Origin of the sequence: Phytobacter sp. MRY16-398 (genome assembly GCF_003925915.1) — a bacterium.
Classification (GTDB): Bacteria; Pseudomonadota; Gammaproteobacteria; order Enterobacterales; family Enterobacteriaceae; genus Phytobacter; species Phytobacter diazotrophicus.
On sequence record NZ_AP018756.1, the window covers coordinates 4,949,757 to 4,975,051 of the forward strand.

The 25,295-nt window shown below is 53.3% G+C and carries 21 protein-coding genes and 1 riboswitch; of the genes, 16 read left to right on the forward strand and 5 right to left on the reverse strand.

Going from position 1 to position 25,295, the window contains the following annotated elements; all coding sequences use genetic code 11:
- The first annotated feature begins 24 nt into the window (after positions 1 to 24).
- The 8 genes from leuA to aroD all read left to right on the forward strand — a co-directional run bounded on the left by leuA (position 25) and on the right by aroD (position 10,018).
- Positions 25 to 1,596, forward strand: a complete 1,572-nt coding sequence (gene leuA / locus MRY16398_RS24190; RefSeq protein ID WP_071193643.1) for a 2-isopropylmalate synthase — start codon at positions 25 to 27, stop codon at positions 1,594 to 1,596.
- Positions 1,596 to 2,687: a 3-isopropylmalate dehydrogenase gene (gene leuB, locus MRY16398_RS24195; protein ID WP_039078353.1), complete on the forward strand. Its 1,092-nt coding sequence runs from the start codon at positions 1,596 to 1,598 to the stop codon at positions 2,685 to 2,687. Before leuA ends, leuB begins: the two co-directional genes overlap by 1 nt.
- 2 nt (positions 2,688 to 2,689) lie before the next feature.
- Positions 2,690 to 4,087 carry a 3-isopropylmalate dehydratase large subunit gene (gene leuC, locus MRY16398_RS24200; protein ID WP_125125335.1) on the forward strand — a complete coding sequence of 466 codons (1,398 nt, stop codon included), beginning with the start codon at positions 2,690 to 2,692 and terminating at the stop codon, positions 4,085 to 4,087.
- Between the two features lie 11 nt (positions 4,088 to 4,098).
- Positions 4,099 to 4,704, forward strand: a complete 606-nt coding sequence (leuD, locus tag MRY16398_RS24205) for a 3-isopropylmalate dehydratase small subunit (RefSeq protein WP_039078351.1) — start codon at positions 4,099 to 4,101, stop codon at positions 4,702 to 4,704.
- 397 nt (positions 4,705 to 5,101) lie between these two features.
- Positions 5,102 to 7,135, forward strand: a complete 2,034-nt coding sequence (locus tag MRY16398_RS24210) for an oxidoreductase (protein WP_107224058.1) — start codon at positions 5,102 to 5,104, stop codon at positions 7,133 to 7,135.
- A gap of 10 nt (positions 7,136 to 7,145) precedes the next feature.
- On the forward strand, positions 7,146 to 8,009 hold the full coding sequence (locus tag MRY16398_RS24215) for a shikimate dehydrogenase (RefSeq protein ID WP_039078349.1): 864 nt from the start codon (positions 7,146 to 7,148) through the stop codon (positions 8,007 to 8,009).
- A gap of 11 nt (positions 8,010 to 8,020) precedes the next feature.
- Positions 8,021 to 9,232 carry an MFS transporter gene (locus MRY16398_RS24220; RefSeq protein WP_125125725.1) on the forward strand — a complete coding sequence of 404 codons (1,212 nt, stop codon included), beginning with the start codon at positions 8,021 to 8,023 and terminating at the stop codon, positions 9,230 to 9,232.
- A gap of 30 nt (positions 9,233 to 9,262) precedes the next feature.
- A complete protein-coding gene (gene aroD / locus MRY16398_RS24225) occupies positions 9,263 to 10,018 on the forward strand; it encodes a type I 3-dehydroquinate dehydratase (protein ID WP_079497260.1) in 756 nt (251 codons plus the stop codon).
- A gap of 35 nt (positions 10,019 to 10,053) precedes the next feature.
- Here aroD and MRY16398_RS24230 read toward each other — a convergent pair whose 3' ends face one another.
- Positions 10,054 to 10,950: a LysR family transcriptional regulator gene (locus MRY16398_RS24230; protein WP_125125336.1), complete on the reverse strand. Its 897-nt coding sequence runs from the start codon at positions 10,948 to 10,950 to the stop codon at positions 10,054 to 10,056.
- A gap of 228 nt (positions 10,951 to 11,178) precedes the next feature.
- Between MRY16398_RS24230 and MRY16398_RS24235 the strand changes: the two genes are divergently transcribed.
- On the forward strand, positions 11,179 to 12,489 hold the full coding sequence (locus MRY16398_RS24235; RefSeq protein WP_039078346.1) for an MFS transporter: 1,311 nt from the start codon (positions 11,179 to 11,181) through the stop codon (positions 12,487 to 12,489).
- 42 nt (positions 12,490 to 12,531) lie between these two features.
- Here the strand turns inward: MRY16398_RS24235 and MRY16398_RS24240 are convergent, their stop codons facing one another.
- Both MRY16398_RS24240 and sgrT read right to left on the reverse strand, forming a co-directional pair.
- Positions 12,532 to 13,710, reverse strand: a complete 1,179-nt coding sequence (locus tag MRY16398_RS24240; RefSeq protein WP_125125337.1) for a sugar efflux transporter — start codon at positions 13,708 to 13,710, stop codon at positions 12,532 to 12,534.
- 100 nt (positions 13,711 to 13,810) lie between these two features.
- Positions 13,811 to 13,963, reverse strand: a complete 153-nt coding sequence (gene sgrT / locus MRY16398_RS24245) for a glucose uptake inhibitor SgrT (protein WP_072039723.1) — start codon at positions 13,961 to 13,963, stop codon at positions 13,811 to 13,813.
- 87 nt (positions 13,964 to 14,050) lie between these two features.
- On the opposite strand from sgrT, the gene sgrR reads away from it, so the two are divergent.
- The 4 genes from sgrR to thiQ all read left to right on the forward strand — a co-directional run bounded on the left by sgrR (position 14,051) and on the right by thiQ (position 19,164).
- Complete coding sequence (sgrR, locus tag MRY16398_RS24250; protein ID WP_125125338.1) at positions 14,051 to 15,706, forward strand: HTH-type transcriptional regulator SgrR; 1,656 nt, start codon at positions 14,051 to 14,053, stop codon at positions 15,704 to 15,706.
- A gap of 76 nt (positions 15,707 to 15,782) precedes the next feature.
- Positions 15,783 to 15,883, forward strand: a riboswitch (TPP riboswitch).
- Between the two features lie 32 nt (positions 15,884 to 15,915).
- Complete coding sequence (gene thiB / locus MRY16398_RS24255) at positions 15,916 to 16,899, forward strand: thiamine ABC transporter substrate binding subunit (RefSeq protein WP_039078343.1); 984 nt, start codon at positions 15,916 to 15,918, stop codon at positions 16,897 to 16,899.
- A complete protein-coding gene (thiP, locus tag MRY16398_RS24260; RefSeq protein WP_125125339.1) occupies positions 16,875 to 18,485 on the forward strand; it encodes a thiamine/thiamine pyrophosphate ABC transporter permease ThiP in 1,611 nt (536 codons plus the stop codon). Before thiB ends, thiP begins: the two co-directional genes overlap by 25 nt.
- Entirely contained in the window at positions 18,469 to 19,164 is a 696-nt protein-coding gene (gene thiQ, locus MRY16398_RS24265) for a thiamine ABC transporter ATP-binding protein ThiQ (protein ID WP_039078341.1), read from the forward strand. Before thiP ends, thiQ begins: the two co-directional genes overlap by 17 nt.
- On the opposite strand, the gene MRY16398_RS24270 is transcribed toward thiQ, so the two are convergent.
- Together MRY16398_RS24270 and araC are read right to left on the reverse strand one after the other, a co-directional pair.
- Positions 19,157 to 19,921, reverse strand: coding sequence for a DedA family protein (locus MRY16398_RS24270; protein WP_039078340.1), 765 nt, complete (start codon positions 19,919 to 19,921; stop codon positions 19,157 to 19,159). The two genes, thiQ and MRY16398_RS24270, sit on opposite strands and share 8 nt — an antisense overlap.
- A gap of 127 nt (positions 19,922 to 20,048) precedes the next feature.
- Entirely contained in the window at positions 20,049 to 20,894 is an 846-nt protein-coding gene (gene araC / locus MRY16398_RS24275) for an arabinose operon transcriptional regulator AraC (protein WP_039078339.1), read from the reverse strand.
- A 335-nt stretch (positions 20,895 to 21,229) separates the two neighbouring features.
- On the opposite strand from araC, the gene araB reads away from it, so the two are divergent.
- The 3 genes from araB to araD are packed head-to-tail and all read left to right on the forward strand — an operon-like array spanning position 21,230 to position 25,184.
- Positions 21,230 to 22,924: a ribulokinase gene (gene araB, locus MRY16398_RS24280; RefSeq protein WP_039078338.1), complete on the forward strand. Its 1,695-nt coding sequence runs from the start codon at positions 21,230 to 21,232 to the stop codon at positions 22,922 to 22,924.
- 10 nt (positions 22,925 to 22,934) lie between these two features.
- Positions 22,935 to 24,437, forward strand: coding sequence for an L-arabinose isomerase (araA, locus tag MRY16398_RS24285; RefSeq protein WP_125125340.1), 1,503 nt, complete (start codon positions 22,935 to 22,937; stop codon positions 24,435 to 24,437).
- Between the two features lie 51 nt (positions 24,438 to 24,488).
- Complete coding sequence (gene araD / locus MRY16398_RS24290) at positions 24,489 to 25,184, forward strand: L-ribulose-5-phosphate 4-epimerase (RefSeq protein WP_125125341.1); 696 nt, start codon at positions 24,489 to 24,491, stop codon at positions 25,182 to 25,184.
- Positions 25,185 to 25,295: the final 111 nt, after the last annotated feature.

Below are 25,295 nucleotides of genomic sequence, written 5' to 3' on the forward strand. Positions count from 1 at the left end.
CCGAAGAGAGATAAGGACCAAACCATGAGCCAGCAAGTCGTTATTTTTGATACAACCTTACGTGATGGTGAACAGGCATTACAGGCAAGCCTGAGTGTAAAAGAGAAGCTGCAGATCGCTCTGGCGCTGGAACGTATGGGTGTTGACGTCATGGAGGTCGGCTTTCCGGTCTCTTCTCCGGGCGATTTCGAATCCGTACAGACTATCGCGCGTCAGGTTAAAAACAGCCGTGTCTGTGCGCTGGCACGCTGTGTCGAGAAAGATATTGATGTAGCGGCTGAATCATTGAAAGTTGCCGAAGCATTCCGCATCCATACTTTTATTGCCACCTCCCCCATGCATATCGCCACTAAACTGCGCAGTACGCTGGATGAAGTGATTGAACGCGCCATTTATATGATTAAGCGCGCCCGTAACTACACCGACGACGTTGAATTCTCTTGCGAAGACGCAGGCCGTACTCCGATTGCTGACCTGGCGCGTGTGGTTGAAGCCGCCATCAACGCGGGTGCGAAAACCATTAATATTCCGGACACCGTTGGCTACACCATGCCGTTCGAATTCGCCAATATCATCACCGGCCTGTATGAACACGTGCCAAATATCGACAAAGCCATTATCTCCGTTCATACCCACGATGATTTAGGTCTGGCTGTCGGCAACGCTATTGCTGCTGTCCATGCTGGCGCACGCCAGGTTGAAGGGGCGATGAACGGCATCGGTGAGCGCGCAGGAAACTGTTCGCTGGAAGAGGTCATCATGGCCATCAAAGTGCGCAAAGACATCATGAATGTGCACACCGGCATTAATCATCACGAAATCTGGCGTACCAGCCAGACAGTTAGCCAGATTTGCAACATGCCAATCCCGGCGAACAAAGCCATTGTCGGCACCGGTGCCTTTGCTCACTCCTCCGGTATCCACCAGGATGGCGTGCTGAAAAACCGTGAAAACTACGAAATCATGACCCCGGAATCCATCGGTCTGAACCAGGTGCAGTTGAACCTGACGTCCCGCTCTGGCCGCGCGGCGGTGAAACACCGTATGGAAGAGATGGGCTACAAAGATACCGACTACAACATGGATCACCTGTACGACGCGTTCCTGAAACTGGCAGACAAAAAAGGCCAGGTCTTCGATTACGATCTGGAAGCGCTGGCGTTCATCAATAAACAGCAGGAAGAACCGGAACATTTCCGTCTGGATTATTTTAGCGTGCAGTCCGGCTCCAGCGATATCGCTACCGCCTCCGTGAAGCTGGCCTGTGGCGAAGAAACGAAAGCCGAAGCCGCCAACGGCAACGGCCCGGTAGACGCTGTTTATCAGGCGATTAACCGCATCACCGGTTATGACATTGAGCTGGTTAAATATGATCTCAATGCCAAAGGTCAGGGTAAAGACGCGCTGGGTCAGGTGGATATCGTCGTCACTTACAACGGGCGTCGTTTCCATGGTGTGGGTCTGGCAACTGATATCGTGGAATCCTCTGCCAAAGCGATGGTACACGTGCTGAACAACATCTGGCGCGCCGCAGAAGTCGAAAAAGAATTGCAACGCAAAGCTCAAAATAAAGAAAACAACAAGGAAACCGTGTGATGTCGAAGAATTACCATATTGCCGTGTTGCCGGGTGACGGCATTGGCCCCGAAGTCATGGCGCAAGCCTTAAAAGTACTGGACGCCGTTCGTAGCCGTTTCGAAATGCGTATTACCACCAGCCACTATGATGTGGGCGGCATCGCAATTGACCGCCATGGCAATCCGCTGCCGCAGGCAACCGTCGAAGGCTGCGAGCAGGCAGACGCTATCCTGTTTGGCTCCGTAGGCGGTCCGAAATGGGAAAACCTGCCGCCAGCACAGCAACCGGAGCGTGGTGCTCTGCTGCCGCTGCGCAAACATTTCAAATTATTCAGCAACCTGCGTCCGGCTAAACTGTACCAGGGGCTGGAAGAGTTCTGCCCGCTGCGTGCCGATATTTCCGCTAACGGCTTTGACATTCTCTGCGTGCGCGAGCTGACGGGCGGTATTTACTTCGGTCAGCCAAAAGGCCGTGAAGGCAGCGGGCAGCACGAGAAAGCGTTTGATACCGAGGTCTATCACCGTTTTGAGATTGAACGTATTGCGCGTATCGCGTTTGAATCTGCGCGCAAACGCCGTAAAAAAGTGCATTCTATTGATAAAGCGAACGTGCTGCAGACCTCTCTGCTGTGGCGTGAAATCGTCAACGAAGTGGCACAGGAATACCCGGACGTCGAGCTGGCGCATATGTATATCGACAACGCCACCATGCAGTTGATTAAAGACCCGTCCCAGTTTGACGTATTGCTGTGTTCCAACCTGTTCGGCGACATCCTCTCTGATGAGTGTGCGATGATCACGGGTTCCATGGGCATGCTGCCGTCTGCCAGCCTGAACGAACAAGGTTTTGGTCTGTACGAACCGGCTGGCGGCTCCGCGCCGGATATCGCGGGCAAAAATATTGCGAACCCGATAGCTCAAATTCTTTCTCTCGCACTGCTGTTGCGTTACAGCCTGGATGCCGACGACGCGGCAACCGCCATTGAAAGCGCCATCAACCGCGCATTAGAAGAAGGTGTGCGTACCGGTGATTTAGCCCGTGGCGCCGCAGCTGTTAGTACCGATGAGATGGGTGACATCATTGCCCGTTATATCGCAGAAGGGGTGTAATCATGGCCAGGACGTTGTACGAAAAATTGTTTGATGCGCATGTTGTGTACGAAGCGCCAAACGAAACCCCATTGTTGTATATCGACCGCCATCTGGTGCACGAAGTCACTTCACCACAGGCGTTTGACGGCCTGCGCGCGCATAATCGCCCGGTGCGTCAGCCGGGCAAGACCTTTGCGACCATGGATCATAACGTTTCCACGCAGACCAAAGACATCAATGCCTCCGGTGAGATGGCGCGTATCCAGATGCAGGAACTGATCAAGAACTGCAAAGAGTTCGGCGTTGAATTGTATGACCTGAACCACCCGTATCAGGGTATCGTGCACGTGATGGGGCCTGAACAGGGTGTCACCCTGCCGGGCATGACCATCGTCTGCGGCGACTCCCACACCGCCACTCACGGCGCGTTTGGTGCTCTGGCGTTCGGTATCGGGACCTCCGAAGTGGAGCACGTGCTGGCGACGCAGACCCTGAAACAGGGTCGCGCAAAGACCATGAAAATTGAAGTGAAAGGCAAAGCGTCGGCAGGTATTACTGCTAAAGATATTGTACTGGCGATTATCGGCAAAACCGGCAGCGCCGGCGGTACCGGGCACGTAGTCGAATTCTGTGGCGAGGCGATTCAGGCGCTGAGCATGGAAGGTCGTATGACCCTGTGCAATATGGCTATCGAAATGGGTGCCAAAGCGGGCCTGGTCGCGCCGGATGAAACCACCTTCAACTATGTGAAAGGTCGTTTGCATGCGCCGAAAGGCAAAGACTATGACGATGCGGTGGAGTACTGGAAGACGCTGAAAACCGACGACGGCGCGACCTTCGATACAGTTGTGACGCTGCAAGCCGAAGAGATTGCCCCGCAGGTCACCTGGGGGACTAACCCGGGTCAGGTCATCTCCGTTAATGACATCATTCCGGACCCGGCCTCCTTCGCCGATCCGGTTGAGCGTGCCTCAGCAGAGAAAGCGCTGGCCTATATGGGCCTGCAGCCAGGTGTACCTCTGACCTCCGTCGCCATTGATAAAGTCTTTATCGGCTCCTGCACCAACTCACGTATTGAAGATTTACGCGCCGCCGCAGAGGTTGCCAAAGGGCGCAAAGTTGCACCGGGCGTACAGGCGCTGGTGGTTCCAGGCTCTGGCCCGGTGAAAGCGCAGGCCGAAGCCGAAGGGCTGGACAAGATCTTTATTGAAGCCGGTTTCGAATGGCGTTTACCAGGCTGCTCTATGTGCCTGGCAATGAACAATGACCGTCTGAACCCGGGCGAACGTTGCGCATCCACCAGTAACCGTAACTTTGAAGGTCGTCAGGGGCGCGATGGTCGTACGCACCTGGTCAGTCCGGCAATGGCCGCCGCGGCTGCGGTAACCGGTCATTTCGCTGATATTCGCAGCTTGTAAAGGAGATAATCATGGCAGAGAAATATACACAGCACACAGGCCTGGTTGTCCCACTGGATGCCGCCAATGTCGATACCGACGCCATCATTCCAAAACAGTTTTTGCAGAAGGTCACGCGTACTGGCTTTGGCGCACATCTGTTTAATGACTGGCGGTTCCTGGATGATAAAGGGGAAGTTCCGAACCCGGAATTCGTCCTGAACTTCCCGGAATATAAAGGCGCCTCTATTTTGCTGGCGCGTGAAAACTTCGGTTGCGGCTCATCACGCGAACATGCGCCCTGGGCATTAACCGACTACGGCTTTAGAACCGTTATCGCCCCAAGCTTCGCAGACATTTTCTACGGCAACAGCTTCAATAATCAGTTGCTGCCTGTGAAACTGAGCGATGAAGAAGTGGACGAACTGTTCAAACTGGTCCAGGCCAATCCGGGCATCTCGTTCGAGGTGGACCTCGAGGCGCAGGTAGTGAAAGCCGGGGGGAAATCGTACCCGTTTGTTATTGATGCATTCCGCCGCCACTGCATGCTGAACGGTCTCGACAGTATTGGCCTGACTCTGCAGCATGAAGATGCCATCTCCAGCTACGAAAACAAGCAGCCCGCGTTTATGAATTAAACCTGTCTGCTGCTCTGGTGCCCGGTTTTTCGCCGGGCCTTTCACGTTTTATATTGTGATTATCATCACAAAAACCATCACTTCTTTCTATCATATGCACAGATATTTGAACTTTTAAAATTTAATTATCTACTGTATCGCTCTTATTCTGTGCATTTCTTCTCTCTTTTTGTATAAACCCGGCAACACAAGTAAAAATACAGCTCAATTATTTAATATAAGAATACAAGCATGTGAAAAAACGGTTAATTGCATAGAAAGACACTATGGTTTCATGCAAAAAAAAGCATTATTTTTCCTCTCCCCCCCTCGTTATCTTTCCCACAGAAACATTTTAACTTTGGATATATCAGGGCCTCCGCATGTCGGCCTCCTGGATTTCCCGTGGAGAGAGCAAATGAGCCACTACCAACACCTTTTCACCCCGCTAACCATTAACGGGATGACGATAAAAAACCGGATCATCATGCCGCCAATGGGCACCAACCTGGCGAGCCTGAACGGTGAAGTCTCTCAGGAACAGTTGGAGTACTATGAACTGCGGGCAAAAGGGGGCACAGGCTTAATTACGATTGAGAATATTTGTATCGACTTCCCGTTCGCCTCAAATGGCACAACGCAGCTGCGTATCGATAACGATCAATATATTCCTGGGTTATTCAAATTAACTGAGACGCTGCATAAACACGGAGCCTGTGTCTCTATTCAGCTAAATCATGCGGGTGCTTCTGCTTATGCTTATCGCCTGAATGGCGAACAACCGCTCTCCTCTTCGAATATACCGTCGAAAAAGAACGGTAATATTCCTCGCCCCATGACACATGACGAAATATATCATGCGGTTAATAAATTTGGTGAAGCGGCAGAACGTGTAAAACGTGCGGGTTTTGATAGTGTGGAAATTCACGCAGGCCACTCTTATTTAATAAGCCAGTTCTTATCGCCTCTGTTTAATAAACGTACCGATGAATTTGGCGGCTCCCCGGAAAACCGCGCCAGAATATTAACGCTGGTTGTTGATAAAGTGCGCGCCAGCGTCGGTCCTCGCTTCCCGATTAGCCTGCGTTTCAGTGCCGATGATTTCCTTAAGGGCGGCAACACGCTGGAGGATACGCTACGTATGCTGGCACTTTGCCAGGATAAGGTCGACATTCTCAATGTTTCCGCCGCGCAAAACGACAACCTGAATCTGCAAATTGATCAGATGTCACTGGAAGATGGCTGGAAGCGTTATCTCTCCCGCGCCGTACGCGATAAGTTTAATAAACCGACTGTTATTGCTGGCAATATTCGCTCACCGAAAGTGGCCGAAGACATTATCGCAACGGGCGATGCAGACCTGATTGCTATCGGCCGTGGCCTGATTGCCGAACCGGAATGGGTGCAAAAGGTCCAGAGCGGCAATGAACGCCTGATGCGCAAATGCATCTCCTGCAATATCGGCTGCGCCGACCACCGTATCGCGCGCTCTCGTCCGCTGCGTTGCTCCATCAATCCGGACATTATCCATGGCGACGCTTATAAACTGCGCAGGGTAAATCGCGACACCCGTGTCGTGGTTATCGGTGCGGGAACCGCAGGTATGGAAGCCGCATGCACTGCCGCAGAAGTCGGTTGCCATACCTGGTTGCTGGAGAAGAAAAACAGCCTCGGCGGACTGGCCTCTGAAATCTCGCGCCTGCCGGAGAAAAAGCGTATCGCCGACTTCCCGCAATTTATGAAAAACCGGATGGCCGGTTTAGACAATTTAATGCTGCAGGTTGGTCAGAAGGCCACTGTTGAGCACATTGCCGGGCTACGGCCGAACCTGATTGTCAACGCCACGGGCTCAACACCGCTGCTGCCGCCGATTAACGGACTGAAAGAGTGCATTGACGTTGAGGGCGGCCGCGTCTTCTCCATTATCGGCATGATTCAGCACCTGGAGCAATTTGCGAATGTTGAAGGAAAACGCATCGCCGTTGTCGGCGGCGGTGCTGTTGGCCTGGATGTTATCGAATATTTCTCTGCACGCGGTGCTACTACCGTGCTGATTGAGATGCAGGAAGGTCCAGGACGCGATCTGGATATCATTACCAAAAATGCCATGTTGACCATGCTGGATGAGCACCACGTGGAACAGCACATGCAGACACAACTCATCGCCGTTCACCCCACACACTTTAGCGTCAAGAAAGCCGACCAGGCTTGCGACATTCCTTTTGACTACGGCTTTGTGTGCCTGGGAATGCGCGCCAACACCAGCGGTCTCAATGAAATTGAGCAATGGGCAAGAGCCAATAACGTAAAAATAATGAACATCGGCGACAGCCTGATGGCCCGGCGAATCATTGATGGCGTGCGCGAAGGGCGCAACGTGCTGGACACCCTCGAGGATATGGGTGCTCTGGGCAACCGCGAATCAACCAAAATTCCACTTCTAACATATTAAGGACTTTAACATGGCTGAACGTATTACGGGTCACACTGAGCTGATTGGACTGATTGCAACACCGATTCGCCATAGCATGTCGCCGACAATGCATAACGAAGCCTTTGCGCATCTGGGTCTGGATTATGTCTACCTGGCATTTGAAGTAGACAACCAGGAGCTGAAAGATGTTGTACAGGGTTTCCGGGCGCTTAAACTGCGCGGGTTTAACGTATCCATGCCGAACAAAACCGCCATTTGCCAATACCTGGACAAACTTTCCCCGGCGGCAGAGCTGGTCGGTGCGGTGAATACCGTGGTTAATGACAATGGCGTACTGACGGGTCATATCACCGACGGTACCGGTTATATGCGCGCATTGGCTGAAGAAGGTATTGATATCATCGGCAAGAAAATGACGGTCCTGGGTGCGGGTGGCGCGGCAACGGCACTCTGCGTTCAGGCAGCACTGGATGGCGTAAAAGCGATCTCCATTTTCAACCAGAAAGACAAATTTTTCGCCAATGCGGAGCAAACTGTCGCCAAGATCCGCAATAACACCAACTGTGAAATTCATCTGTACGATCTGGCCGATCACGACAAACTGCGTCAGGAAATCGATAGCAGTGTGATCCTCACCAACGCTACCGGTGTGGGTATGAAACCGTTTGAAGGCCAGATGCTGCTGCCGAACGACAGCTTCCTGCGACCAGATCTCATCGTCTCTGACGTGATTTATAACCCGCGCAAAACCCACCTGTTGCAAGTGGCGGAGAAGAAAGGCTGCCGCACACTCAACGGCCTGGGAATGATGCTCTGGCAAGGGGCGAAAGCCTTTGAAATCTGGACAGGTAAAGAGATGCCGGTCGATTACGTCAAAAATATCCTTTTTTAAGGGTAAACATGATGAAAAATAAATATGTCCCAACTGCGGCCGGGCTGTACCTCAATTACCTGATCCATGGCATGGGGGTACTATTAATTACCCTCAACATGGCGAATTTACAGGAACAGTGGGGAACAGACAGAGCCGGCGTTTCGATTGTTATTTCGTCTTTAGGTATCGGCAAACTCGCCACCATCGTGACGGGTTTTCTGTCCGATCGCTACGGACGTAAACCTTTTATTTATCTGGGTATTCTGAGCTATTTGCTCTTTTTCTTAGGTATTTTGCTGACCAAAAACATCTATGTTGCCTATTTCTTTGGCATCCTGGCTGGTCTGGCGAACAGCTTCCTCGACTCCGGGACCTACCCGGCGCTGATGGAATCTTTCCCGAACTCAGCAAGCCGTGCGAACGTGTTAATCAAAGCCTTTGTCTCGGCCGGGCAATTCCTGCTGCCCTTCATTATTAGCCTGTTGATTTGGGCGAATCTGTGGTTTGGCTGGTCATTTATCATTGCGGCTGTATTGATGGTTATTAGCGCCATCTATTTGATCAAAATGCCCTTCCCTGACAACGGGGCCAAAAAAGAGACCGCAGAGAAACCTGGTGCAACGACAACAACGCAGTCAGATGCCGGTACCATGGATATGCTGGTGTTCACGCTGTATGGCTATATTGGCATGGCGACCTTTTACCTGGTCAGTCAGTGGCTGGCGCAGTACGGCCAGTTCGTTGCGGGTATTCCCTACGAATCAGCAATCAAGTTACTGAGTATCTACACGGCGGGCTCGTTGACCTGTGTATTTGTCACCGCGACCTTTGTGAAAAACGTCATTAACTCGGCCGTTGCGATGATTCTCTACACCGGCATCTCGATGATTTCGTTGTTGATTGTTTGCATGTTCCCGACGCCGATGATTGTGACCGGTTTTGCTTTCGTGATCGGTTTCTCAGCCGCAGGCGGGGTATTGCAGTTGGGTGCGACCATCATGGCAATGAGTTTCCCGCAAGGGAAAGGTAAAGCCACCGGGATCTTCTACACTGCCGGCAGTATTGCCAGCTTCACGATCCCGTTGATCACGGCGAAACTGTCCAAAATCAGCATCGCCAGCATTATGTGGTTTGATTTGATTATCGCCATAATCGGCTTTGTGATTGCGCTGTACATCGGTTATCGTCAGTTTCAGGCTCGCGCTGCCCAAAAAACGGTCCGCGCAACCGCCACAGCCTGACGGTTCGGCGAGAATATTATGGATACCAACATGACTAAAGCAGTAACGGTTAAAAACATCACCTTTCAGGAAGGGAGCACGCTTATCTGTGTGCCGCTGATCGGCAAAACGCTCGACGAACTGAAAGCAAATGCACGGTCTCTGGCCACCGCAGGTGCCGATCTTATCGAATGGCGTGTCGACCACTTTACACAAGTCCGCGAACCGCAGCTTGTGCAACAGGCGCTGAGCGACATTCGTCAGATTCTGGCTGATATTCCGCTGTTGTTTACCTTCCGCAGCAAAAAAGAAGGCGGCGAAACAGAAATCAGCGATGAGGCCTATTTCGAGCTTAATCGTCAGGCAGCCATCAGCGGTCTGGCCGATCTTATTGATATTGAGCTGTTCAACGATGAAGCGCATATTCGTGCAGTCATCGATGTGGCCCATGGCGCTGGTGTCAAAGTCATCATGAGTAATCATGATTTCCACAAAACACCCGCCCAGGAAGATATCATCTATCGTCTTCGCCGCATGCAGGAGCTGGGCGCAGATCTGCCGAAGATCGCGGTTATGCCGCAAACGCCGCAGGATGTGCTGACACTGCTCTCCGCCACGCTGACCATGAAAGAGAAATATGCGACACGCCCAATTATTACCATGTCGATGGCAAAAATGGGTGGCGTCAGTCGTGTAACGGGTCGCCTGTTTGGTTCAGCGATGACGTTCGGTACCGTAGGCCAGGCCTCAGCACCAGGGCAGATCGCCATCAAAGAACTGCGTGAAATGATGGATATTCTGTACTAAAACAAGAAAACCCGGAGCCTGTCTCCGGGTTCTTGTTAGCGCTTTTGCTGGCTGTCATCAATAATAAAGTTTCTAAAGGATTGAATCGCTGGTGAAAGCACGCGATCTTTCATAGTCGCCAGGTAGATATAACGCGGCGGGATCTTATTTTTAATCGCCAGAATATGGACGTTATAATACGAGAGTGCAGAAATTCTTGGCATGATCGCAATACCGTAATCAATACTGACCAGCCCCGCCATCGCCGTATCCTCATCAACATAACAGGCGATATCAGGCACCAGTTTTTGCTGCATAAAGACGTTATCAATAAACGGCCGTAAGCCGCTGTTCTCCGAAAAGTAGATATACGAGTAATGGATTGTCTCCACAAGATCCACTTCATTTTGATACAAGCGCGCCAGTGGATGATCCTTCGCGGTGACGACGACCAATTCCTGTTGAATAATAGGGATAAAATCAATATCCGGTTCATCCGGGATATATGAGCAAATCGTTAAGTCGCTCTTGCCAGCTTTCAACTCCTGCAATAAAGTCAGAGACGTCCCCTGAGTAAAGGAGAAGGTCACGTTATGTCGTGCAGGAAGTGTAGAATATTTGTGAATTAGCTGCGGTACAACATATTCACCCATTGTATATATAAAGGCAATGCGAATATTCTCCTTATTTTCCAGGCCACTTTTCTGCAAAGTCATGCGACCATTTTCCAGCGACGTTAGCGCATCTTCGACATAGGGAAGAAAGCGTTTTCCGTTTTGCGTAATTTCGACATTCCGACCTTTTCTGGCAAACAAGGATACACCAAGCTCCTTCTCCAGCTCAGAGATAGCGTGGCTTAGGGAGGGTTGAGTGATGAAGAGACTGGAAGCCGCCTCCGTGTAGTGCTCCGTTTCTGATAAACGCTTAAAATAATAAAGTTGCTTTAGGTTCATTATTTTTGACCGTATAATATAAAATTGATATTGCATTGAATATAGCACAGCACAGGTCGTCCCCTGTGGGTAAAACATGAATTCTTGGGCAATATCAAATATTCATATGATGCGGTGAATAATATGTTAAGCGTTAGTTTATAGCGTGAAAATAAAGAGCGGAAAGATAAAGTATTTCTGCATATTAAGGAATATGCAAAAATATTTTAAATATTAAAGGAAACTACTATGAGGACAAGTATCAGCCAGGAAAGTGCTGTGCCTTTAGCAGGCCAACAAAAGCGAACCAAAGCGCGAATTGTAATTTTATTGTTATTATCTATCGGTACGATGATCAATTATCTGGATCGTACCATATTAGGTATTGTCGCTCCGGCACTCAGCAATGAGATCCATATCGATCCCGCCATGATGGGTATCGTGTTCTCAGCCTTTGCATGGACCTACGCGCTGGCGCAAATCCCCGGAGGAATGTTTTTAGATCGCTTCGGAAACAAAATAACCTACGCCCTTTCTATCTTTTTCTGGTCAGCTTTCACCTTACTGCAAAGTTTTTCAGTGGGCTTAAAATCTCTACTGCTATTTCGTTTAGGCCTTGGGATCAGTGAAGCCCCCTGTTTCCCGGTTAACAGTCGCGTCGTAGGAACATGGTTTCCACAGCATGAACGCGCCCGGGCAACGGCAACATATACCGTTGGGGAATATATTGGCCTGGCCGCTTTCTCGCCGATTTTATTTTTAATCCTTGAACACCACGGCTGGAGAACATTATTTTTCATCACCGGCGCACTCGGCATCGCCTTTACGTTTGTATGGTGGAAATTTTATAAAGAGCCCCACGAATCAACAACGGCAAATAAAGAAGAGCTGGAATACATTGGGGTTGGTAATAAAGAAAAAGGCAGTGAAAACATCCCTTTTAACTGGCCGGATGCCAAAAAACTGCTGTGCTGCCGACAGGTCATTGGCGCCAGTTTAGGGCAATTTGCAGGTAACACCACGCTGGTGTTCTTTCTGACATGGTTTCCCACATATCTTGCCCACGAGCGGCATCTCCCGTGGCTGCACGTCGGTTTTTTTGCGACCTGGCCGTTTCTCTCGGCGGCGGTAGGCATCATTTTTGGCGGATGGATTTCAGATAAATTATTGAAGAAAACCGCATCGGTAAATATCAGCAGGAAGCTGCCGATCATCTCCGGCCTGCTGCTCTCCAGTTGTATTATCACAGCGAACTGGGTATCGAATAACACGCTGGTGATTGTGATTATGTCGATTGCCTTTTTCGGCCAGGGCATGGTCGGACTAGGCTGGACGTTAATTTCCGACATTGCGCCGAAAAATATGGCGGGGCTGACAGGTGGGATCTTTAACTTCTGCGCTAATATGGCGTCCATTATTACGCCGCTGATCATAGGGTTTATTATTTCCGGGACCGGGAATTTCTTCTACGCGCTTATCTATATTGGCCTGACGGCGCTGATTGGCGTTGTCGCTTATATTTTTATCATTGGCGATATCAAACGCATTGTACTGAAATAACCCACCGCTCCCGGCAACCGTCAGCCGGGAGCGTTTTTCGCCTCAGACGTCTTTGACCCGGCAGGTCAGAAAAAGCGTCACCAGCGAAAGCACCGCTATCACCCAGTACACCTTCGCATGGCCGAAGCTTTGTGCCAGCGCGCCCTGTATCACCCCGGCGAGGATCACCCCCGTAGAGATACTGTTAGTGAATAGCGTCGTTGCGGACCCGGCGCGGCCTGGCATCAGATCCTGAAACCATAGCATGCCTATACCGGCTATAATCCCAATAAAGATAGCGTTAAAGAGCTGCAGACCAAGCAGAGCTTCACGGCTATGGAACATGATAAGCCCTAGATAGAAGACCACGCCCGCCGCCACTGCGCTGACCATCATCCTGCGTTTACCAAAGCGCTTAACGTAGTAACCTGCCAGGATCATTGCCGGGATCTCAAGCCCCGCGGCCGTTCCCATTAACACGCCCGCCAGACTGTCCGGTAACCCCAGCTCGCTGCTGATCCACAGCGGCATATCAATGATGTACATCGTGTTGCAGGTCCACATCATCGTCGAGGCGATAAACAACATACGGACGTTCTTATTGCCCCAGCCACTGACTTCCGTGACGGCAATATCCGCAGGCTGTTCAATTCGCTTCACGGAGGGCAACCACAATGCCACCAGTACCAGGCTGATAACGAAGATACCGGCGGCAATCGAGTACATGGCGGTAAAGCCATAGTTGAGTGCCAGCATGAAGGCCATCGGCGGGCCAATAACCCATGCCACCGAAATTTGCGCACGCATGATCGAGCTGAACATCACCACTTCACGCGCCGAACTGTCCGCGTATTCCCGCGCCAGCGCGAAAAGCTGCGGCATAGCAGTACTGGCCAGCGACGCCAGCATCACACCACAGGTGATTAAGGTCAGATAATGTCGATTGAAAGCAAATAGAAGAGCGTTACCCACCGCCATCAGGCAGCAAAACATAATCAGTTTTTTGCGATCGCCCTGTTGGTCAGAGCGTTTTGCCAGCCCGAGGCTGACCAGGATCCCGGCAATGGCGTTAACGGTATAAAACAGTCCAACCCAAAACGGTTGCGCCCCCACCTCGCGACTCAGAAACAGGCTCAGCGTTGGGGCCTGCAAAGCACCAGCAACACCGATCATAAACGCGACGATCATAAAAGCGATGAAGACCCCATTCAGGCGACGTCCCATCGTGACTAACCAGAGCATAAAGATCCCTTGCATGCGAAAGAAACGAAAAAAGCCAGCAGATAATAACTGCTGGCGTGGTGATTAGCACCAATACTCAGTCACACATGATGGACGCGTTTCAGGGTTTCGAGACCGGGATTGTCACTTCCCACTGCATTAATTCTTCGAGCATTTTCAGCCGCTGATTCGTACTCAAACGAAAGAGCCGGGACGCGTTCTGCGTCGCACGAAAATACGCTAAGTAAAATTGCTGTGTAGACGATCTCTTCATAACCACCTCCTCGCTTCATCACGGAAGATTATTGGCTTAATATAGGGATTAATAAATTGCTGACTTTTCATCAGGAGTTCCCCTTTTATGCCATCAGGTCGCCTGCAACAACAATTCATTCGTCTGTGGCAATGTTGCGACGGGAAATCTCAGGAGACAACGCTCAATGAGTTGGCCGATCTGCTGAGCTGTTCCCGTCGCCATATGCGGACCCTGCTCAATACCATGCAAGAGCGCGGCTGGCTGACGTGGGAGGCGGAAGCCGGTCGCGGCAAGCGTTCGCGCCTGACTTTTCTTTATACCGGCCTCGCTTTACAGCAACAGCGGGCAGAGGATTTGCTGGAGCAGGATCGTATCGAGCAACTGGTTCAACTGGTGGGTGATAAGAGCGCCGTCCGCCAGATGCTGATCTCGCATTTGGGCCGCAGCTTCCGCCAGGGGCGGCATATTCTGCGGGTTTTGTACTACCGTCCGCTGCGTAACCTGCTGCCTGGCACCGCCCTGCGGCGCTCTGAAACCCACATGGCGCGGCAAATTTTTAGCGCTCTGACTCGCATAAATGAGGAAAATGGGGAACTGGAAGCCGATATCGCGCATCACTGGAAAGCGATCACGCCACTCCACTGGCGTTTTTATTTGCGCCCCGGCATCCATTTTCACCATGGCCGTGAACTCGAAATGCGCGATGTTATTGCGTCCCTCGAACGGGTTTGCACGCTGCCGCTCTACTCGCATATCACCCAGGTTATCTCCCCGACGCCATGGACGCTGGATATTCATCTTTCACAACCGGACAACTGGCTGCCCTGGCTGATGGGGCATGTACCCGCCATGATCCTGCCGCAGGAGTGGAACTCGATGGCCAACTTCGCCAGCCATCCGGTCGGCACCGGGCCTTACGCTGTCACCCGCAATAACAATAACCAACTGAAAATCCATGCGTTTGATGATTACTTCGGGTATCGCGCGCTTATTGATGAAGTCAATGTCTGGGTACTGTCGGAAATTGGTGATGAACCGAACGGCGGTCTGACCATCGACGGGCCAACCGACGGTGAAAAAGCGGTCGAAAGCCGCCTTGAAGAGGGCTGTTATTACTTGCTCTTCGACGCACGCTCGCACCGGGGAGCAAACCAGGGGGTTCGCGACTGGATAAGCCAGGTGCTCTCCCCTACCCGGCTGCTCTATCACGCCGAAGAACATTATCAGCAGTACTGGTTCCCGGCGTACGGACTGCTGCCGCGCTGGCACCATGCGCGACCAGGCAGTGGTGAAAAACCGGCGGGGCTGGAATCGCTCACGCTGACCTTCTACCGCGATCACAACGAGCATAAAGCCATTGCCAACACCATGAGCAAGCTACTGGCGCAACATGATGTACGCCTGGAGATACAAGAGGTGGATTATGAAGAGTGGCACCGTGGCGATATCGTCAGTGATATCTGGCTTAATAGCGCCAACTTCACGCTGCCGCTCGATTTTTCTCTCTTCACGCATTTGTATGAAGTTCCGCTGATTCAACACTGCGTTCCGCTGGACTGGCAGGCCGATGCTGAGCGTTGGCGCGCTGGTAAAATGAATCTGGCCGTCTGGTGCCAGCAGTTACTGGAAAGCAAAGCCATGGTACCGCTGATTCACCACTGGCTGCGGATTCAGGGCCAGCGCAGTATGCGCGGTCTGCGTATGAACACCCTTGGCTGGTTTGACTTTAAATCCGCATGGTTCGCTCCGCCGGACCCGTAATCACAGAGATTCCGGCTCTTCCTGCTGAATGATGAAGGGGCGCTTTCAGAAAACTTACAAAATCATTACAATGGCGCGGTGCTCAACGGGGTGCTGCGCCAAAAGCGTGTGCTGAGAAAATACCCGTCGAACCTGATCCGGATAACGCCGGCGAAGGGATTTGAGGCTATCGCTTAAATCCTCTTTGCCACCCATTTTTGAGGTGCAAAGTGCTTAAAAAAGTTCTGCCATTCCTGCTGCTTGCCGCAGCGCCTGCTTTCGCGAAACCGACCCTGACCGTTTACACCTACGACTCCTTCTCTGCGGAATGGGGACCGGGGCCTGCGGTAAAAAAAGCCTTCGAAGCCGACTGCAACTGCGAACTGAAATTTGTCGCGCTGGAAGATGGCGTATCGCTGCTTAACCGCCTGCGCATGGAAGGTAAAAACAGCAAAGCGGACGTGGTGCTGGGGCTGGATAACAATTTGCTTGAAGCCGCCACGCAGACCAAACTGTTCGCCAAAAGCGGTATTTCACCCGACGCCGTTACCGTGCCTGGCGGCTGGAAAAACGACACCTTCGTTCCCTTCGATTACGGCTGGTTCGCGTTCGTTTATGACAAAAATAAACTGCAAAACCCGCCGAAGAGCCTGAAAGAACTGGTAGAAAGCTCGCAGAAATGGCGTGTGATTTATGAAGATCCGCGTACCAGCACACCAGGTCTCGGCCTGCTGCTGTGGATGCAGAAAGTGTACGGCGATAAAGCCCCGGAAGCCTGGCAAAAACTGGCGGCCAAAACCGTGACGGTCACCAAAGGCTGGAGCGAAGCGTACGGTCTGTTCCTGAAAGGGGAAGGCGACCTGGTGCTGAGCTATACCACCTCTCCGGCCTATCACATCATTGAAGAGAAGAAAGACAACTACGCAGCCGCAGCATTTACCGAAGGCCATTATCTGCAAGTTGAAGTCGCAGCCCGAACCGCCGCCAGCAAGCAGCCGGAACTGGCAGAGAAGTTCCTGAAATTTATGGTCTCTCCGGCATTCCAGAATGCCATCCCGACCGGCAACTGGATGTACCCGGTCAGCAATGTCTCGCTGCCCGCCGCATTCGACACATTGGTGAAACCGCAGACCTCGCTGGAATATACCCCGCAAGACGTCGCAACCCAGCGCGGCGAATGGATTAACGCATGGCAACGCGCCGTCAGCCGCTAACCTTCGGCTGGCTGGTTCCCGGACTGGCCGCCGCCGCCCTGATGGTGGCGGTGGCCTTCTCCGCGTTTCTCGCGCTCTGGCAAAACGCGCCCGCGGCCGATCTGGCGGCACTCCTGCACGATAGTTATCTGTGGCACGTGGTACGTTTCTCTTTCTGGCAGGCCTTTCTGTCGGCGCTGCTCTCCGTCGCACCGGCTATCTTTCTCGCCCGCGCGTTCTATCGGCGACGCTTCCCTGGCCGTCTTGCCCTGCTGCGTCTGTGCGCCATGACGCTGATCCTCCCGGTGCTGGTTGGGGTATTTGGTATTCTGAGTGTTTATGGCCGCCAGGGCTGGCTTGCCTCGGCGTTTCGCGCAGCAGGTCTGGAGTGGACATTTTCACCGTACGGATTGCCCGGCATTCTGCTGGCGCACGTCTTTTTTAACCTGCCGATGGCGGCCCGTCTGCTGCTCCAGACGCTGGAGCAGATCCCCGGCGAGCAGCGACAACTGGCCGCGCAGTTGGGTATGCGCGGCTGGTCTTTCTTCCGCTATGTCGAGTGGCCCTGGCTACGCCGCCAGATCCCGCCTGTCGCCGCCCTGATTTTCATGCTCTGCTTTGCAAGCTTTGCCACTGTGCTGTCGCTGGGTGGCGGCCCGCAAGCGACGACGATTGAACTGGCTATCTATCAGGCGTTGAGTTACGACTTCGACCCAGACCGAGCAGCGCTGCTGGCGTTAATTCAGATGATCTGCTGCCTGGGGCTGGTTCTGCTTAGCCAGCGCCTTAGCAAAGCCATTTCCGTGGGCAGCCATCAGATTCTGGGCTGGCGCAACCCGGAAGATCGCTTTTTCAGCCGTATCGCCGACTACACGCTCATCGCACTGGCGCTTCTTCTTCTGTTGCCCCCCCTGCTGGCGGTCATTATCGATGGCCTGAACCTCAGCCTTCTTCATGTGCTTGCTCAGCCCGTGCTCTGGCAGGCAATCTGGACCTCTGTGCGCATTGCCCTGGGAGCGGGGTTGCTGTGTGTCACGTTAACCATGATGCTGCTCTGGAGCAGCCGTGAGCTACGCGCCCGCCAGCGTCAACTGGCCGGACAAACGCTGGAGATGAGCGGCATGCTGATTCTGGCAATGCCTGGTATTGTGCTGGCGACCGGCTTTTTCCTGCTGCTCAATAACAGCATCGGCCTGCCCTCGTCCGCCGATGGCATCGTGATTTTCACCAATGCGTTGATGGCTATTCCCTATGCCCTGAAAGTACTGGAGAACCCCATGCGGGATGTGACGGCACGCTACAGCCTGCTCTGTCAGTCTCTGGGGATTGAAGGTTTCAACCGGTTAAAGGTCATCGAACTGCGTGCCCTTAGAGCACCGCTGGCGCAGGCGCTGGCCTTTGCCTGCGTGTTGTCGATTGGTGATTTTGGCGTTGTGGCGTTGTTTGGCAATGACGATTTCCGTACGTTGCCCTTCTATCTTTATCAGCAAATTGGCGCCTATCGCACGCAGGATGGTGCGGTTACCGCGCTGATTTTGCTGCTACTGTGCTTTTTACTGTTCACCCTTATCGAAAAACTTCCGGGCCGCCATGCTAAGACTGACTGATGTAACCTGGCTGTATCAGCATTTACCCATGCGTTTTACGCTGTCGATCCAACAGGGCGAACAGGTCGCCGTGCTTGGGCCTAGTGGGGCCGGGAAAAGTACGCTGCTCAATTTAATCGCCGGTTTTCTCTCCCCGGCCAGCGGCGTCATTATGATTGAGAATAGCGATCATACGCGCACGCCACCTTCGCGGCGCCCGGTGTCGATGCTATTTCAGGAGAACAACCTCTTTACCCATCTCACGGTGCGGCAAAATATTGGTCTGGGGCTGAACCCGGGCCTAAAACTGTCTTCTGCGCAAAATACAAAACTTGAGGCCATTGCCAGCACTATGGGGCTGGATACATTGCTTGGCCGCATGCCGGATCAGCTTTCTGGCGGCCAGCGGCAGCGTGTGGCACTTGCCCGTTGTCTGGTGCGTGAACAACCCGTGCTCTTGCTGGATGAACCCTTCTCCGCGCTCGATCCGGCCCTGCGCCAGGAGATGCTTGCACTGGTAAAAGAGGTTTGTCATCGCCAGCAGTTAACGCTGTTGATGGTGTCGCACAATGTGGAAGATGCCGCCCGTATCGCGTCGCGCGCGTTGGTGATTGCCGATGGTCGTATCGCCTGGGACGGGCAAACAGACGAACTGCTCAGCGGCAACGCGCCTGTCTCCTCGCTGCTTGGGATCAGGTAACCACTTTTTGCAAAATAGACAGGTAGATGGGCATTAAAGGGTGGCGAACCAGAATTGTCACCGCAAACACGGCCCCCACCGTCAGCAGCGGCGCCAGCCAGAACAATCGGCGACGCGGCAGATATACCGTTAAACGATCCAGTCCGGCTTTACCACTACGCCACAGGCGCCAGCACATCCAGAACGCCAGCCAGAGCAGCACCGCTGCCAGCAGCAGCAGCCATTTAAAGTTACCGCTCTGCTCCCCCGCCGGGATATCAATCGCCGCTCCCGCCAGGATGCCAGGCAAGAAATAGAAAGGCGGCCACAGCAGGCAGCCAAGGATGTTCGGCGGGATAAACTTCGTGACCGGCAGATCAAGCATGCCCGCGACCATCGGCACAACCGGACGCGTCGGCCCCACAAACCGTCCCACCAGAATGGTGAACATACTGTGCTGATGCAGCGCATGCTCGGTTTTATTCAGCAGCGCTTTGTTCTTGCGAATGAATGACCAGCGGTGCAGCGGTTTTTTGAAACGCCAGCCGAGCCAGAATGAGATCCAGTCCCCCAGCAGACAGCCCACAATCCCTGCCATCCAGGCGTGCCAGAAATTCACTTCACCGCTGCCAATCAGCGCCCCGAGTGCCGCCATCATCACGGTGCCGGGTAGAATAAGCCCCACCAGCGCCAGCGACTCCAGAAAAGCCACGAGCGCAATCGCAATCAGCGTATAGGCCGTAGATTGGGTAATAAAGTGTTCCAGCAGTGCTTGCATATGTTTTCCGGTCAAAAAATGAAGCTGGAATTCTCCAGGCGCATACCCTGAGGGTCAAGCTTCAATTATCTGAATATTTTGCCGGTTATGACAGGTTGCCGGGCCACTCCTTGCCTATCTTTACGCTCTATTCACATCCTGCACGAAATTCACTGGGACTGGCACCGGTACATTTTTTAAAAACGCGTGAGAAATAGAGCTGATCTTCAAAGCCGACATTACGCCCCACGCTGGCGATTGGCATACGCGTAGTGCTCAACAGCAGCTTCGCCTGACTGATACGCTGATCCTCGCGCCAGCTCAGCACGCTCACCCCCAATTGCTGACGGAACAGGTGCGAGAGACGGGACGGCGACAGACACACATGCTGCGCGACGCTGGCGATATCAAAATGGTTGTCCGCCAGATGATCGCTGATGTACTGGCAGGCGTCGCGAACGCGGTTATCGAGCGGCGGATGCAGTGATTCATTGATGGCATCCATACGGCGCAATAACAGTTGTTCGAGCAGATTTATCGCCAGCAATTCTGCGTAACGCCCTCCGCTCTGCCCGGCATCGATAATCTGCCCAAAGAGTTCGCTAAACTGCGCCAGCCAGGGCTCTTCCGGGCGAAAGAAACCAGTCTGCGCGAAAATGGTCGGCCAGCTTAGCCACTCATGCCAGTAGGCGCGCGGACGGAAGTAGACCCATTGGTGATACCACTCTTTGGCATCCGGGTGACGGCCATAGTGATGAATTTCTCCCGGCGGGAACAAAATCATGTCGCCGGGGCGGCAAACGTACTGTTTCCCGTGGTTATTAATGACCCCCTCACCGCGAATGGTGAAATTGAGAATGTACCCCTTCATTCCCAGCGGACGATCGATAAAGAAATCGAGATAGCCCTCGGACTCGATAGGGGTCAACCCCGCCACCAGATGGGCGTTAAACGAGTAACCAGGCAACAGAGGATCATTTTGTGACTCAGCCATAAACTCGATACTCCGGGCATCATGAAGGAAACCAATTGTCCATATTGATACGCTTTTCATTAATCAGGCGTTTTGACCAGGCACAAGGAAAACGCCGCCACTTTTAACCCCGCCAGATAAAAGCAATTACGCCATTTTTATGACGCAAAGGGGACAAAAAGGGTCAACCAAAGTGTCTATAAAGGCGATTAAAATGTCCACATAGAATTTTTGCACACGGTCACACTTTGCACTCCCATAGCATTTTCGTCCATAAGATTAGCGAATCCTGCCTGACGCTTTTTCCCGCCGATCACTATGTTTCTCCATAAGGTTATTCTTCATGGAGCAACACGATGGCAATCACAATTGGCCTCGATTTTGGCAGCGACTCCGTTCGCGCACTGGCGGTGGACTGTACCTCTGGGGCAGAAATCGCCACCAGCGTGGAGTGGTATCCTCGCTGGCAAGAAGGGCGTTACTGCGACGCGGCACATAATCAATTTCGCCACCATCCCCGGGACTATATCGAGTCGATGGAAATGGCGCTTAAAAGCGTGCTGGCAGAACTGACGCCTGAACAGCGTGCCCAGGTCAAAGGCATTGGCGTGGACAGCACCGGTTCAACGCCTGCTCCTGTCGACGCAGAAGGCCGGGTTCTGGCACTGCGTCCGGAATTTGCAGACAACCCCAATGCGATGTTTGTGTTGTGGAAAGATCATACGGCGGTCGAAGAAGCCGAAGCGATCACCGCCCTGTGCCACGCAACGGGTAAAGTCGACTATTCACGCTACATCGGCGGGATTTATTCCAGCGAATGGTTCTGGGCAAAAATCCTGCACGTGACCCGCGCCGACAGCAATGTCGCTCAGGCTGCCGCATCGTGGATTGAACTGTGCGACTGGGTGCCTGCCCTGCTCTCCGGCACTACCCGTCCGCAGGATATCCGCCGTGGTCGCTGCAGCGCCGGGCATAAATCTCTGTGGCATGAAAGCTGGGGTGGTTTACCCCCCGCCAGCTTCTTCGATGAACTGGATCCAATCCTCAACAAACACCTGCCCTGCCCGCTCTTTACCGACACTTATACCGCCGATATCCCGGTTGGCACGCTGACGGCGGAATGGGCGCAACGCCTTGGCTTACCGGAAACGGTGGTTATTTCCGGCGGCGCGTTCGACTGCCATATGGGGGCAGTAGGCGCAGGCGCACAGCCCAACACGCTGGTCAAAGTCATTGGTACGTCGACTTGCGACATTCTTATCGCTGATAAGCCGAGCGTCGGCGACCGTGCCGTGAAAGGCATCTGTGGTCAGGTGGATGGCAGCGTGGTACCCGATTTTATTGGTCTGGAAGCAGGTCAATCGGCGTTCGGCGATATCTACGCCTGGTTTGGCCGCATCCTCGGCTGGCCGCTGGAGCAACTGGCGCTGCAACATCCTGAACTGAAGACGCAAATTAAAGCCAGCCAGAAACAACTGCTGCCAGCCCTGACAGAGGCCTGGGCGCAAAACCCATCGCTGGAACACCTGCCGGTTGTCCTCGACTGGTTCAACGGCCGCCGTACGCCGAACGCGAACCAGCGCCTGAAAGGGGTGATCACCGACCTGAATCTTGCAACCGATGCCCCGGCGCTCTTTGGCGGGCTGATTGCCGCTACTGCCTTTGGCGCACGCGCCATTATGGAATGTTTCACCGAGCAAGGTATCGCGGTGGACAACGTCATGGCGCTGGGGGGTATCGCCCGTAAAAACCGCGTCATCATGCAGGCCTGCTGCGATGTGCTTAATCGCCCACTGCAAATTGTCGCCTCGGATCAGTGCTGTGCACTCGGTGCGGCTATTTTTGCCGCCGTCGCCGCAGGGGTTCACACCGATATTCCTGCCGCACAGCAGCAAATGGCCAGCCAGATCGAAAACACGCTGCAACCCGCACCTGCGCAGGCTCAACGCTTTGAACAACTCTACCGCCGCTACCAGCAATGGGCGAAAAGCGCCGAGCTTCACTATCTCCCTGTAGCTGCGCCAGCAACGCAGGCAGCGCTCACTCACTAAGGACACAATAATGACGATTTTTGATAATTATGAAGTTTGGTTTGTGATTGGCAGCCAACACCTTTACGGACCCGAAGCCCTGCGTCAGGTGACGCAGCATGGCGAGCAAGTGGTTAACGCGCTGAACGCTGAGGCCAAACTGCCCTGCAAACTGGTTCTTAAGCCGCTCGGTACCTCGCCGGATGAGATAACGAATATCTGCCGTGACGCCAACTATGACGACAAATGCGCCGGTATGGTGGTGTGGCTGCATACCTTCTCACCGGCAAAAATGTGGATTAACGGCCTGACAATCCTCAACAAACCGCTTCTGCAATTCCACACTCAGTTTAACGCTGCCCTGCCGTGGGACAGCATCGACATGGACTTTATGAACCTGAACCAGACCGCGCACGGCGGCCGTGAGTTCGGCTTTATCGGTGCCCGCCTGCGCCAACAGCATGCGGTGGTGACCGGCCACTGGCAGGACAAAAAAGCGCACCAGCGTATTGGTGCCTGGATGCGCCAGGCCGTGTCCAAACAGGATACCCGTCATCTGAAAGTGTGCCGTTTCGGCGACAACATGCGTGAAGTGGCGGTGACCGACGGCGACAAAGTAGCCGCACAAATCAAGTTCGGTTTCTCCGTCAACACCTGGGGTGTGGGCGATCTGGTTCAAGTAGTGAACAGCATCAGTGAAGGTGATGTCAACGCGCTGGTCGACGAGTATGAAAGCAGCTACCGCCTGACCGCAGCCGCACAGGTGAACGGCGACAAGCGTCAGAATGTGATTGATGCCGCACGCATTGAGCTGGGTATGAAACGCTTCCTGGAACAGGGGGGCTTCCACGCCTTTACCACCACATTCGAAGATTTACACGGCCTGAAACAGCTTCCGGGCCTGGCGGTTCAACGCCTGATGCAGCAGGGCTACGGCTTTGCGGGCGAAGGCGACTGGAAAACTGCCGCTCTGCTTCGCATCATGAAGGTGATGTCGACCGGTCTGCAGGGCGGCACCTCCTTTATGGAGGACTACACCTATCACTTCGAAGAGAACAACGATCTGGCACTCGGCTCGCACATGCTGGAAGTGTGCCCGTCTATCGCGCTGGATGAGAAACCGATCCTGGATGTTCAATACCTCGGCATTGGCGGTAAAGCCGATCCGGCACGCCTGATCTTCTCTACCAAAACCGGCCCGGCCATTAACGCCAGCCTGATCGATCTGGGGGATCGCTTCCGCCTGCTGGTGAACTGCGTTGATGCCGTTAAGACGCCGCACGATCTGCCGAAACTGCCGGTTGCGAACGCATTGTGGGAAGCACAACCGGATCTACAGACCGCCTCCGAAGCCTGGATTCTGGCGGGCGGCGCGCACCATACCGTGTTCAGCCACGCCCTGAACCTTGATGACATGCGCCAGTTCGCTGAGCTACACGGTATCGAAATTGTGACTATCGATAACGAAACCCGCCTGCCTGCCTTTAAAGACGCTTTGCGCTGGAACGAAGTGTATTACGGCTCCAAACGTTAACAGGGGAACATTAGGCCTGCTCCGGCAGGCCGCTTTTTCCTGGAGGAAAGCATGTTAGAAGCATTGAAACAGCAAGTGCTGGAAGCCAATCTGGCGCTGCCAAAACACAACCTGGTGACCCTCACCTGGGGCAATGTCAGCGCCGTTGACCGCGAACGTGACGTACTGATAATTAAACCGTCCGGCGTTGATTACAGCGTCATGACCGCCGGGGATATGGTGGTGGTCAGTCTCGAAACCGGGGAAGTGGTGGAAGGGAAAAAGAAACCCTCTTCCGACACCCCAACACATCGCCTGCTCTATCAGGCGTTCCCGACCATTGGCGGCATTGTGCATACCCATTCGCGCCACGCTACCATCTGGGCACAGTCCGGCCAGGCCATTCCGGCGACCGGAACAACCCACGCAGACTATTTCTACGGCACCATTCCCTGTACGCGCAAAATGACGGATACCGAAATTAACGGTGAATACGAGTGGGAAACCGGCAACGTGATCGTTGAAACCTTCAGAAAGCAGGGTATCGATCCGGCACAAATGCCCGGCGTACTGGTGCACTCACATGGGCCGTTCGCCTGGGGGAAAAACGCCGACGACGCGGTGCACAACGCCATCGTGCTGGAGGAAGTGGCCTATATGGGCATTTTCTGTCGCCAGCTCGCGCCAGAGCTCCCGGCTATGCAACAGACACTGCTGGACAAACACTATCTGCGCAAACACGGCGCAAAAGCCTATTACGGGCAGTAAGTTTTACCCTCTCCCGACCCGTAGCCTGGCTATGGGTCGGTCATTTTTAACTTCCTAATTTTCCGCCTTATATCCAGCATGTCGTTGCCATTTCACGGCAAACTGGCAATG

Excerpts from the sequence above, each read along its gene's own strand:
- leuA (WP_071193643.1), top strand. The coding sequence starts at position 25 with ATGAGCCAGCAAGTCGTTATTTTTGATACAACCTTACGTGATGGTGAA.
- leuB (WP_039078353.1), top strand. The coding sequence starts at position 1,596 with ATGTCGAAGAATTACCATATTGCCGTGTTGCCGGGTGACGGCATTGGC.
- leuC (WP_125125335.1), top strand. The coding sequence starts at position 2,690 with ATGGCCAGGACGTTGTACGAAAAATTGTTTGATGCGCATGTTGTGTAC.
- leuD (WP_039078351.1), top strand. The coding sequence starts at position 4,099 with ATGGCAGAGAAATATACACAGCACACAGGCCTGGTTGTCCCACTGGAT.
- MRY16398_RS24210 (WP_107224058.1), top strand. The coding sequence starts at position 5,102 with ATGAGCCACTACCAACACCTTTTCACCCCGCTAACCATTAACGGGATG.
- MRY16398_RS24215 (WP_039078349.1), top strand. The coding sequence starts at position 7,146 with ATGGCTGAACGTATTACGGGTCACACTGAGCTGATTGGACTGATTGCA.
- MRY16398_RS24220 (WP_125125725.1), top strand. The coding sequence starts at position 8,021 with ATGAAAAATAAATATGTCCCAACTGCGGCCGGGCTGTACCTCAATTAC.
- aroD (WP_079497260.1), top strand. The coding sequence starts at position 9,263 with ATGACTAAAGCAGTAACGGTTAAAAACATCACCTTTCAGGAAGGGAGC.
- MRY16398_RS24230 (WP_125125336.1), bottom strand. The coding sequence starts at position 10,950 with ATGAACCTAAAGCAACTTTATTATTTTAAGCGTTTATCAGAAACGGAG.
- MRY16398_RS24235 (WP_039078346.1), top strand. The coding sequence starts at position 11,179 with ATGAGGACAAGTATCAGCCAGGAAAGTGCTGTGCCTTTAGCAGGCCAA.
- MRY16398_RS24240 (WP_125125337.1), bottom strand. The coding sequence starts at position 13,710 with ATGCTCTGGTTAGTCACGATGGGACGTCGCCTGAATGGGGTCTTCATC.
- sgrT (WP_072039723.1), bottom strand. The coding sequence starts at position 13,963 with ATGAAGAGATCGTCTACACAGCAATTTTACTTAGCGTATTTTCGTGCG.
- sgrR (WP_125125338.1), top strand. The coding sequence starts at position 14,051 with ATGCCATCAGGTCGCCTGCAACAACAATTCATTCGTCTGTGGCAATGT.
- thiP (WP_125125339.1), top strand. The coding sequence starts at position 16,875 with ATGGCAACGCGCCGTCAGCCGCTAACCTTCGGCTGGCTGGTTCCCGGA.
- thiQ (WP_039078341.1), top strand. The coding sequence starts at position 18,469 with ATGCTAAGACTGACTGATGTAACCTGGCTGTATCAGCATTTACCCATG.
- MRY16398_RS24270 (WP_039078340.1), bottom strand. The coding sequence starts at position 19,921 with ATGCAAGCACTGCTGGAACACTTTATTACCCAATCTACGGCCTATACG.
- araC (WP_039078339.1), bottom strand. The coding sequence starts at position 20,894 with ATGGCTGAGTCACAAAATGATCCTCTGTTGCCTGGTTACTCGTTTAAC.
- araB (WP_039078338.1), top strand. The coding sequence starts at position 21,230 with ATGGCAATCACAATTGGCCTCGATTTTGGCAGCGACTCCGTTCGCGCA.
- araA (WP_125125340.1), top strand. The coding sequence starts at position 22,935 with ATGACGATTTTTGATAATTATGAAGTTTGGTTTGTGATTGGCAGCCAA.
- araD (WP_125125341.1), top strand. The coding sequence starts at position 24,489 with ATGTTAGAAGCATTGAAACAGCAAGTGCTGGAAGCCAATCTGGCGCTG.